The following is a 10183-nucleotide window of genomic DNA, read 5'->3' as shown; positions in this document are numbered from 1 at the left end:
GGTTCACCTCGAGCTCATCGAGGAGTCCGAGCAGGTCATCCAGACCGCGCCGTCGTCTTATCTCCCGTCCGGGGATCGGACCTGCGAGGGAGCGGTGGACTGTCTGTCTCCCGACTGCCTTCAGGACGGGAACCAGTGCCTTCTCGACGGGACCATCGGAACGGACAACTACGACGTCGGGGTCATCTTCGACGCTGCCAACCCCGACGGCAGCGCCGCGGGGGCCGCGGACCTCTACGCGGTGTGCGACCCGCTCAACAAGGGGCGCGGGACCACGGGCGGAACGTCGATCGCGCTGGCGGCTCACGAGATCGGGCACATGTTCGGCGGCCGCCACACGTTCAACGACGGGACCAACGGATCGTGCGGCAACGCCAACCAGCGGGACGCGTCGTGGGCCTACGAGCCGGCGAGCGGCTCGACCCTGATGTCCTACGCGGGGACCTGCGACTCCGCGAACCTCCAGAACTCCCGGGACCTCGCGTTCCACGGCGACAACATCCGCGAGACGCTGGGGTTCGTGCTGGCCGGCAACGCCACGGTCTGCGCGGACCAGGCGTTCAGCGGGAACTACGGCCCGATCGTGCAGGTTCACCCCGGCGACCACACCATCCCGGCCCGGACACCGTTTGTGCTGACGTTGCAGGCCTACGATCCCAACGACGACCCGGTCACCTATTCGTTCGAGGAGTCGGACACCGGGACGGCCTCCCCCCCCGAGGGGGACGACGGGTCCCGCCCGATCTTCCGAGCCTATGCGCCGAGCGGTTCCAACCTGCGGTACCTCCCGCGCTTCAGCGACGTCCTGTTCAACTCCAACAATCCCCCGGCGACCTACACCTGCGGCACCGCGACGTGCCTCACCGGGGAGAGCCTTCCGACGACCTCGCGCGTGATGGACTGGACGGTGGTCCTGCGCGACAACGTGGACGGGGTGACCTTCACCGGCGCGACGATCACGGTGGACGGCGGGAGCGGCCCCTTCGCCGTGACGCAGCCCACGAGCACGACGTACTGGACCCAAGGAACGCGCAAGACGGTCACCTGGAACTCGGCCAACACGCAGAATCCGCCCGTGAGCTGCTCGAACGTGCGGATCCTGCTCTCGACCGACGGGGGATCCACGTGGCCGTACCTCCTGGCGTCGAGCACCCCCAACGACGGCGCGGAGACGGTGACGCTCCCGTTCGCCACCACGGCGATCGCGCGGATCAAGATCGAGGCGGTCGGGAACATCTTCTACGACGTCTCGGAGGGGTTCACGATCGATCCGCTGCGGGTGGCCAACACCAACGACGGCGGCCGGGGGTCGCTCCGGCAGGCGATCCTGGACGCCAACGACTGGCCGACCGGGGCGACGATCCCCCTCGAGATTCCCGGCAGCGGCGTGCGCACGATCCAGGTCCTCTCGCAGCTCCCCACGATCCTGAAGCCGGTGGCCATCGACGGCTGGGAGCTCGGAGGTCCCGAATACGTGGGGCCGCCGCTGCTCGAGCTCGTGGGGTCGAACTGCCCCGATCCCCAGTTCGGCGTTCCCTGCGACGGCCTCGTCGTGCAGGGGGACAACGGCTTCATCAACGGACTCGTCGTCCGGAACTTCGCCGGCAACGGGATCGTGCTGCGCGGGGCCGGGGCCTACGCCAACCTGATCCAGAACAGCTACGTGGGGACCGACGCCGCGGGCACGGCCGCGGCCGGCAACGGCAGGAGCGGGATCCTGATCGACGGCGGTTACCCCGACCCGCTCTACCGGAACGTCGTCTCCCGGAACGTGATCTCCGGAAACCAGGTCGGGGTCACGATCAACGGCGCGTCCGCCAACGGGAACGCGTTGCTGCAGAACAAGATCGGCACCGACGCCACGGGGACCGTCCGGATCCCCAACCTCGACGACGGGGTGCGGATCGTCGGGGCCCCGAACACGATCGTCGGCCAGCCCGGGGAGGGGAATCTGATCTCCGGGAACGGAACCGTCCTCAACGGGTTCGTGAACCGTTACGCCGAAGCGATCGACGTCAGCGGCGCCACGGCGTCGGGTACCTCGATCCGCTCGAACATCATCGGCCTCGACGCCGCGGGAACGACGCCGCTCTACAACACCGTCGGCGGGATCCGGATCGTGGACGCCCCGAACACCCTCGTCGGCGGGACCGCCGCCGGCGCCCGCAACGTCGTCGGCGACGACGGTACGATCAACTACCACGCCGCGCATTGCATCCTCGTGCAGGGGGCCTCGGCCACGGGCGCGGTGATCCAGGGGAACTTCCTCGGGACCGACGCCACGGGGACGCTGGACCGCGGCTGCCGCGGGGCGGGCGTCTACCTCGAGAACGCGCACGGGGTGCAGATCGGCGGCACCGCGCCCGCGGCCCGCAACGTGATCTCGGGGAACAACGACTACGGTGGCGTCTGGTCGGCCAACGGCTCCAGCGGGGCCGTGATCCAGGGGAACTACATCGGAACCGACGTCACGGGGATGTTCCCACTGGGGAACATCCCCCACGGGATCACCCTGCGCGGCGGCGGAAACAACGTGATCGGGGGCACCGCTCAAGGCGCCGGCAACGTGATCTCCGCCAGCAGTCACCACGGGATCGAGATCGCCGAAAGCCCGGCCTCGGGAGCCGTGATCCACGGGAACCTCATCGGCACGAACGCGACGGGGACCGCGGACCTGGGGAACGGCCTCAATGGAATCAGCATCATCCGAGCGCAGAACACCCTGATCGGTGGAGCCACGTCGGCCGCACGCAACGTGATCTCCGGGAACAACGGCACGGGAATCTACATGGCGGGGGGCACGGTGGGGAACTCCTGCGCCGGGACCGTGATCCAGGGGAACTACGTGGGGACCGACGCCACCGGCACCGCGGCCCTGGGGAACGCGATGGGGATCCACATGGAGTACGTCACGGACACCATGATCGCGGGGAACGTCCTGTCGGCCTCCACCGCGGGGCACGGGGTCTGGCATTACTCCTTCGGATTCACGACGTCGGGGGTGGTGATCCAGGGGAACCGGATCGGCACGAACGCCGCCGGGACCGCGCCCCTGGGAAACAACGGCGAGGGGATCCTCGGGTCGATCAGCGGGACGGCGCAGATTCTGGGGAACGTCATCGGCGGCAACGCGCTGAACGGGATCAGCATGAATCAGGGATCGTTCACGATTCAGGGGAACTCGATCGGGACCGACCCCTCGGGGACGCTGAACCTGCGGAACACCTGGTCGGGGATCTACGCGACCTCCCCGCAGCCCTGCACGATCGGCGGAACCGGAGCCGGCGAAGGGAACGTGATCGCGTTCAACTCGCGGCCCGACGGCGGCACCAACTGGGCCGGGATTCAGGTCCAGGGGGGCGCGACCGGCGTGACCATCCGCGCGAACCGAATGTTCTCCAACACCGGGCTGGGGATCGACCTCCACTGGACCGGCGCCGCCTTCCCCAACGATCCCTGCGACCCCGACACCGGCCCGAACGGCGTCCAGAACTTCCCCGCTCTGACGTCGACGTACCGGTCGGGCTCCTCGACTCGCGTCACCGGGACCTTGAACAGCAACGCGGGAACGACGTTCACGGTGGACTTCTACGCGAGTCCGGCGTGCGATGCATACGGCTTCGGCGAAGGGACCACCTGGCTCGGTTCGACCAACGTGACCACCGACGGGAGCTGCGTCGGCGCGTTCGACGTCCTCGTCCCCGTCCCGGCCTCGGGGGTGGTGACGGCGACCGCCACCTCCCCCTCGGGGAACACCTCGGAGTTCTCGGCGTGCGCGGCGGTCGGGCCGAGTCCGATCGCGGAGGTGCTCGGCGTGACGTGGACGTCGAAGACGGAGTTGACCTGGTCACCTGCCGTGGGAGCGACCTCCTACCGCGTGATCCGCGGCGATCCGGCGTCGCTCCCCGAACTGCTCGACACCGATCTCGATTCGTGCACGCGCCTGACCACCGCGAACCTCACGACGGGGCCGGTCCTGGGCGAGGACCCCGCGTCCGCGGCGGTCCGCTTCTACTGGTATCTGGTGGTGGGGACCAACGGGAACGACGACGGGCCGGCGGGGGGGGCGCGGATCGCCAATGAGAGCGGCGCGTGTCCGTGAGCCTCGAGGGGTGCGCTCGGGGCTCCGCCTACCACCTCCAGGCGACCCCCGCGCTCACGAAGGGACCGTTCAGGCTGACGTCGAAGGCGTCGTCCAGTCCATCGCCGTCGAGGTCCCCGAGGTCGCTGACCTCGCCTTCGACGAATCGATAACCGACCTCCGCGTAGAAGTCCGCGCCCTTGCCGTCTCCGAACATCGAGCCCAGGGTCGCGTAGTAGCCGATCTCGTCGTCCACGTTGCCCGCATCCGTGTCGAGCGCGTAGTAGGCCAGGCCGGCGCCCACCCACGGGTTCCAGAACGTCAGGTCACGGGCGAAGTTGAATCGGAGGCCCAGCTCGACCGGAATCACCGTGAGGCCCGTCGCGATGGGGCTGTCGCCGCTGAAGAAATCGTCGAGAGGTTTGTCGGTCAACTCCTCGTACCAGGCTCCCCGTACCTCGAGATCGATCACCTCGCCCAGGTCCCAGGCGTAGTTGAGGCCGATCCCTGCGGCATCGCCTGCGTCGTCCGTGTCCCACCAAGTCCCGTACGCGGCGAAGGTGCCGGCCGATGCGGGCGCGCTGGACAGGAGCACGACGGCGAGCGTCACCCACAGACCTTTCAAGAGCGAGTCCTTCATGAAACCTCCTGCGAAAAGAGAACTTCCGCGAAACACACTGAACCCGGAGCGTATGTCGCCGGCCGAAAGCGCTTCCATGGGGTGAGTCCCTACCGAGGCCGCCCCCGGGCTCGGTAGGGTTACGCCCCATCGAGATGGGCCGACGCCGCGCGTACCGTAGTTCCAGGTGTCGCGTGACAGGCCACCGGAAGTACCAATCTCGGGATGTCGAAGCACGTCAGGTGGAGGCGGACATGAAATCGTTTCTTGCAGCTTCTCTGGGCCTGCTGGTCGCAGTCGGCCTCGCCCACGGCATGGATCCCTCGTTCGGCACCGGCGACAGGAGGCTCGATTCCACGCTCGATCAGCTCAACGTCGCCGCCGGTGCGGATCCGGACGGTTTCGTCCGGCGGCTCAGCTCGATGCACGGCTTCCCGGAACTGGAGCTCCGACAGGCCAGGGACGCGTACGGCCTCGGCGGTGGGGACCTGTTCATGGCCACGACGCTCGCCAGGGAATCCCGCCGCTCCGTGGACTACGTCGCGCGGGGTTTCACGCTGGGGCAGGGGAAGGGGTGGGGCGCGCTGGCGCAGGACTTGGGGATCAAACCCGGCTCCGCCGAGTTCCATCGGCTGAAGCGGGACGCGAAGGGATCCCTCGAGTACATGAACTCCACCGCCAAAGCCAAGCAGAAGCACGAACAGAAGATGAGGAAGGAACCGCAGGGCGGAAGCCACGGGAAGTCCCACTCCTGACGGGAGCGGTCGCGTGCATCGCATCGCGCGGGGGGCGCAACCGCCCGACCCGGCTGCTCACTCCAGCGGGCCGATCTCCCTCTCGACCGCCTCGAGGATCGCGCAGCCGCGGACGAGCTCCTTCATCCGCGTGTGGTCGGGGTAGAGCGGGCGGTCGACGTCGAGGTGCTCGACGACCGAGCGCACGACCCGCCGCGCCGCCTGGACGCCGCGCCCGGGGGTGAACTCGCGGAAGTCGAGCGCCTGCGCCGCGGCCATCAGCTCGATCCCGAGCACGCCGTAGGCGTTGTCGAGGATCTGGCCGTTCTTGATGGCGGTGTTCATTCCCATCGAGACGAAGTCCTCCTGGTCTGCGGCGGCGGGGATCGACTGGATCGAGGCCGGCATCGACAGGATCCGCTGCTCGACGATCAGCGCGTCGGCGGTGTACTGCGAGAGCATGAGCCCGGAGAACATCCCCGCCCCCTTCGTCAGGAACGCCGGGAGCCCGACCGACAGCGCGGGATGGTTGAGGCGGTTGAGGCGTCGCTCGGACAACACGCAGACCATCGTCACCGCGGCCCCGACCATGTCCATCGGCAGCGACACCGGCGTGCCCTGGAAGTTGGCGCCGGTGAGGGTGAGACGCTCCTCCGGAAGGAAGATCGGGTTGTCGCCGACGCCGTTGAGCTCGATCTCGACCTGGGCGCGGGCGAAGGCGGTGGCGTCCCGCGCGGCGCCGATCACCTGCGGGGTCGAGCGCATCGAGTACGCGTCCTGCACCTTGGTCTTGAGCTTTCCGGTCAGGAGGTCGCTCCCCTCGACGCATCGCATGATCGACTGCGCCGAGCGCACCGCCCCCGGGAAGCCCCGCAGCCGGTGCAGCCTGACGTCGTAGGGCTTGAAGTTGGCGAAGAGCGCCTCGAGCGACATGGCGCAGGCGATCTCGGCCTGCCGGAGCCATCGCTCGATGTCGTGGATGTGGATCGCGCTCATCGCGGTGAGGAGGTTCGAGCCGTTGATCGTCGCCAGGCCGTCCCTCGCCTTGAGGCCCGGAATCGGGATGCCGGCCCGTTCCATCGCGACGGCGCCCGGAAGGCGCTCCCCGCGGAACGTGGCTTCGCCCTCTCCCATGAGCAGCAGCGCGATCTGCGACATCGGCGCGAGGTCGCCGCAGGCGCCGACGGAGCCCTTCTGGCAGACGACGGGCGTCACGCGGCGATTGAGCATCTCGACGAGCGTCTGCGTGATCTCCGGCCGGCACCCGGAGTTGCCGTGGGCATGGACGTTCACGCGCCCGGCCATCGCTCCGCGCACGTACTCCTCGGGCGCCGGGTCGCCGATTCCGGCCGCGTGGTTGTAGATCAGGTACCGCTGGAAGTCCCGGACCTGCGCGTCGGTGAGCACGACCTCCGAGAACTCGCCGATCCCGGTGTTGACGCCGTACATGATCTCGTGCGCGTCGATCTTCTCCTCGAGCACGGCGCGGCAGGCGCGGATCCGCTCCAGCGCCCGTGGGGCGAGCTCCACCCTCTCGCCGTCGCGGGCGATGCGGACGAGATCGGGGACCGTGAGCGAGGATCCGTCGAGGACGATGGCCATACCCTCTCCTTTTGGCGAAGGGCCGGCCGGGGCCGTGCAAGCCCGCTCGACGGGAGAATTATGCGACACCCTCCAAGTCGGGAACCTCGTCCCGTTCACCTTCCCCCGCTCGAGGGAGGGGTCGACAGCTCCGCGAGACGCGCCCGGACGAGCTTCTTCACGAGCGCCGGCGGGAGGGGAGTGTCCGCGGCGAACCGGACGCCGCCCTTGGAGACCTCGTAGCGCGCGAGGTCGCCCTTCAAGGCGCTCACGACCGACCCGCTCATCGGGAAGTAGGTGCAGTGCGCCTTGAAGGCGGCGAATCCGGCGACGCCCTTCCCGTCCACCTTGAAACAGGGCATGCCGTACGAAAGGGTCTCCTCCGCGCGCGGAAGCAGGGTGCGGAGGGTCGCGCGGAGCGCGGTCAACGTCTTTCTCTGAGGTTGAGGGGTCTTGGCGAGGTAGGCGTCGATCGGGTTGGTGCTCATGGCGCGTATCCTAGGCGCAAGCCTCGCCCCGGAGCCCCCGCATCCCGCTGCTATGATCCGCGGGCATGATCGGAAGCCGCCTCGGCCACTACGAGATCCTGGAGAAGCTCGGCCAGGGCGGCATGGGCGAGGTGTACCGCGCGCGCGACACGCGCCTGGACCGGGACGTCGCGCTCAAGGTCCTGCCCGCGGCCGATGCCGACCCCGAGCGCGCCGCGCGCTTCGAACGCGAGGCGCGGGCCGTTGCGGCGCTGCGCCATCCGAACATCGTCACCATCCACGACGTCGACCAGCGGGACGGCCTGCGCTTCCTGGCGATGGAGCTGGTCGAGGGGCAGACGCTGACGAAGCGCCTCCCGCCGGACGGGTTGCCGCTCGACCGGTTCCTCGAGATCGCGATCCCGCTGTGCGACGCCGTCGCCGCGGCGCACGCCCGGGGGATCACGCACCGCGACCTGAAACCCGACAACGTGATGCTCGACGACGAGGGGCGGGTGAAGGTCCTCGACTTCGGGCTCGCGAAGCTCGTCGAGGCGGAGCCCGTCGGCGACCGGACGGTGACGTCGCTCTCGCACGCCACCGAACACGGCAGGATCCTCGGCACGGTCAGCTACATGTCCCCGGAGCAGGCCGAAGGCAGGCCCGTCGACGCGCGATCGGACGTCTTCTCGCTCGGGATCGTGCTCTACGAGATGATCACCGGCGCGCGTCCGTTCCAGGGAACGAACTCGATCTCGACGCTGACCGCGATCCTCCGCGATCCGGCGAAGCCGGTCCACGAACGCAAGCCGACGGTCGCGAGAGCCGTCGACCGGATCGTGCAGCGCTGCCTCGCGAAGAATCCGGCGGAGCGTTATCCGACCGCGCGCGAGCTTCGGGACGACCTCCAGGCGCTGCGGGCGGGGGCGACCCCGCGGCGGCGGAGCGGAGTGCCGCTCGCGATCGGCCTGGGAGCGCTCGTCCTCGCGGTCCTCGGAACGGGGTGGTACCTCGGCCGGGACCGCCCGTCGCCGGCGCCGATCGCCGAGCGGCCGATGATCGTCGTCTTCCCCTTCGAGAACCTCGGCCCCGCCGCGGACGAGTACTTCGCGGCGGGGATCGCCGACGAGATCACGAGCCGCCTTTCGGCGTTGAAGGACCTCGGCGTCCTCTCGCGGACGAGCGCGCTGCGCTACGACCGGACCGGCAGGACGATGCCGCAGATCGCGGAGGATCTCGGCGTGGACTACGTCCTCGACGGGACGGTGCGGTGGGCGCGCGACGCCTCCGGGAAAAGCGCGGTCCGCGTCACCCCCCAACTCGTCCGCGCGCGCGAGGACCGCCAGGTCTGGTCGTCGAGTTACGACCGCGCGATGGACCAGATCTTCACGATCCAGTCGGAGATCGCGGGGGAGGTCGTGGACAGGCTCGGGGTCGCGATCGGCGGGAAGGAGCGCGAGGCGCTCGAGGCCGCCCCCACCTCCGACGTCGAGGCGTACCACGCGTACCTGCGCGCCCATGCGATCGTCGCGAGCACCGTCTTCGCGCGCGAGGCCTGGGAACGCGCCGCCGTGGAGCTCGAGGAGGCCTGCTCGCGGGACCCGAAGTTCCTGCGCGCCTTCGCCGAGCTCGCGCAGGTGCACGCGGGGTTCGTGCACTTCGCCTGGGACCGCTCGGACGAGCGCGTCGCGCGCTCGAAACGCGCCGTCGACCGCGCGCTCGAGCTCGACCCGGCTTCGCCGTGGGCGCAGCTGGCGCTCGGCTACTACCACTACTGGGGCCGCAAGGACTACGAGCCCGCCTACCAGGCCTTCACGAAGGCGAAGGCGGGGCTTCCGAGCTCGGTCGAGGCGATCAACGGCATGGCCTTCGTGCGCCGCCGCCAGGGGCGGTTCCAGGAAGCCGCCGAGCTCATCGAGCGATCGGCGGCGCTCGATCCCCGCAACGCGCTCACGCACTACACCAGGGGCGAGACGCTCACGGTCCTCCGCCGGTACGACGAGGGCCGGCGCAGCTACGAGCGGGCGATCGCGCTCGACCCGAACTCCACGGCGCAGTCGGCGGGCCTGGGCCGCACGGCGATGCTCGCGGGCGACGCCGACGCCGCGTGCGCGTCGGTGCGCTCCATCGTCGAGACCGCCGCCAACACCGAGTCGCGCCAGGCCGGGTTCTGGACGGCGGTCGGCTGCCGCGACTGGGACCTGGCGTCGAAGATCGCCGAGCTGCTTCCCGAGGTCGGCAACGCGCAGTTCCAGTTCGAATGCCGTGCGGCGGGCCGCGGCTGGATCCGTAAGTTCCAGGGGGACGAAGCCGGCGCGCGCGCCGAGTTCGAGCGCGCGAAGCGGGAGCTGGTCGCCTACGGGAAAAACCACGTCCCCGACTCGAACTACCACTCCATGCTCGGGATGGTTTTCGCGGAGCTCGGGGAGAAGCAGCCGGCGCTCGAGGCGGCGCGGCGGGCGCTCACCCTCCGCCCCGCGTCGAACGACGCGTGGCTGCTCCAGTACCGGAAGCTCGACCTCGCCGTCGTCGAGGCGGTCGTGGGCGAACGCGCCGCCGCGATCGGGCACCTGCGCGAGCTGCTCGAGCAGCCTTCCGACCAGGTCTCGGCGGCGTTGCTTCGCCTCTCGCCGGTCTTCGACGCGTTGCGGGGCGACCCGGAGTTCGACGCGCTGGCGGCAGGGCGCTGACGCTCCCGCCC

Annotated in this window: 6 protein-coding genes; 3 read left to right on the top strand and 3 right to left on the bottom strand. The window is 69.5% G+C overall.

Going from position 1 to position 10183, the window contains the following annotated elements; genetic code table 11:
- On the top strand, positions 1–4102 hold a 4102-nt coding region (locus tag VF139_11440), incomplete at its 5' end, for a M12 family metallo-peptidase (protein HEX6852007.1).
- Between the two features lie 28 nt (positions 4103–4130).
- On the opposite strand, the gene VF139_11435 is transcribed toward VF139_11440, so the two are convergent.
- Entirely contained in the window at positions 4131–4721 is a 591-nt protein-coding gene (locus VF139_11435; GenBank protein HEX6852006.1) for a hypothetical protein, read from the bottom strand.
- A 233-nt stretch (positions 4722–4954) separates the two neighbouring features.
- Between VF139_11435 and VF139_11430 the strand changes: the two genes are divergently transcribed.
- Positions 4955–5455 (top strand): hypothetical protein, encoded by a 501-nt coding sequence (locus VF139_11430; GenBank protein HEX6852005.1) that lies wholly within the window; start codon positions 4955–4957, stop codon positions 5453–5455.
- A 57-nt stretch (positions 5456–5512) separates the two neighbouring features.
- On the opposite strand, the gene VF139_11425 is transcribed toward VF139_11430, so the two are convergent.
- Together VF139_11425 and VF139_11420 are read right to left on the bottom strand one after the other, a co-directional pair.
- The gene (locus tag VF139_11425; GenBank protein ID HEX6852004.1) at positions 5513–7036 is read right to left on the bottom strand and encodes an aromatic amino acid ammonia-lyase; all 1524 of its coding nucleotides are present in this window, start codon (positions 7034–7036) and stop codon (positions 5513–5515) included.
- Between the two features lie 95 nt (positions 7037–7131).
- Complete coding sequence (locus VF139_11420; protein HEX6852003.1) at positions 7132–7503, bottom strand: DUF1801 domain-containing protein; 372 nt, start codon at positions 7501–7503, stop codon at positions 7132–7134.
- A 65-nt stretch (positions 7504–7568) separates the two neighbouring features.
- On the opposite strand from VF139_11420, the gene VF139_11415 reads away from it, so the two are divergent.
- The gene (locus tag VF139_11415) at positions 7569–10172 is read left to right on the top strand and encodes a protein kinase (GenBank protein ID HEX6852002.1); all 2604 of its coding nucleotides are present in this window, start codon (positions 7569–7571) and stop codon (positions 10170–10172) included.
- Positions 10173–10183: the final 11 nt, after the last annotated feature.

The sequence above is a fragment of the Candidatus Polarisedimenticolaceae bacterium genome, from assembly GCA_036376135.1.
Taxonomy (GTDB): Bacteria; Acidobacteriota; Polarisedimenticolia; order Polarisedimenticolales; family DASRJG01; genus DASVAW01.
This window is presented reverse-complemented; position numbering and strand designations above follow the sequence as displayed.

Bases quoted from the DNA above. Each gene is read 5' to 3' on its own strand.
- VF139_11435 (HEX6852006.1), bottom strand. From the start codon at position 4,721: ATGAAGGACTCGCTCTTGAAAGGTCTGTGGGTGACGCTCGCCGTCGTG.
- VF139_11430 (HEX6852005.1), top strand. From the start codon at position 4,955: ATGAAATCGTTTCTTGCAGCTTCTCTGGGCCTGCTGGTCGCAGTCGGC.
- VF139_11425 (HEX6852004.1), bottom strand. From the start codon at position 7,036: ATGGCCATCGTCCTCGACGGATCCTCGCTCACGGTCCCCGATCTCGTC.
- VF139_11420 (HEX6852003.1), bottom strand. From the start codon at position 7,503: ATGAGCACCAACCCGATCGACGCCTACCTCGCCAAGACCCCTCAACCT.
- VF139_11415 (HEX6852002.1), top strand. From the start codon at position 7,569: ATGATCGGAAGCCGCCTCGGCCACTACGAGATCCTGGAGAAGCTCGGC.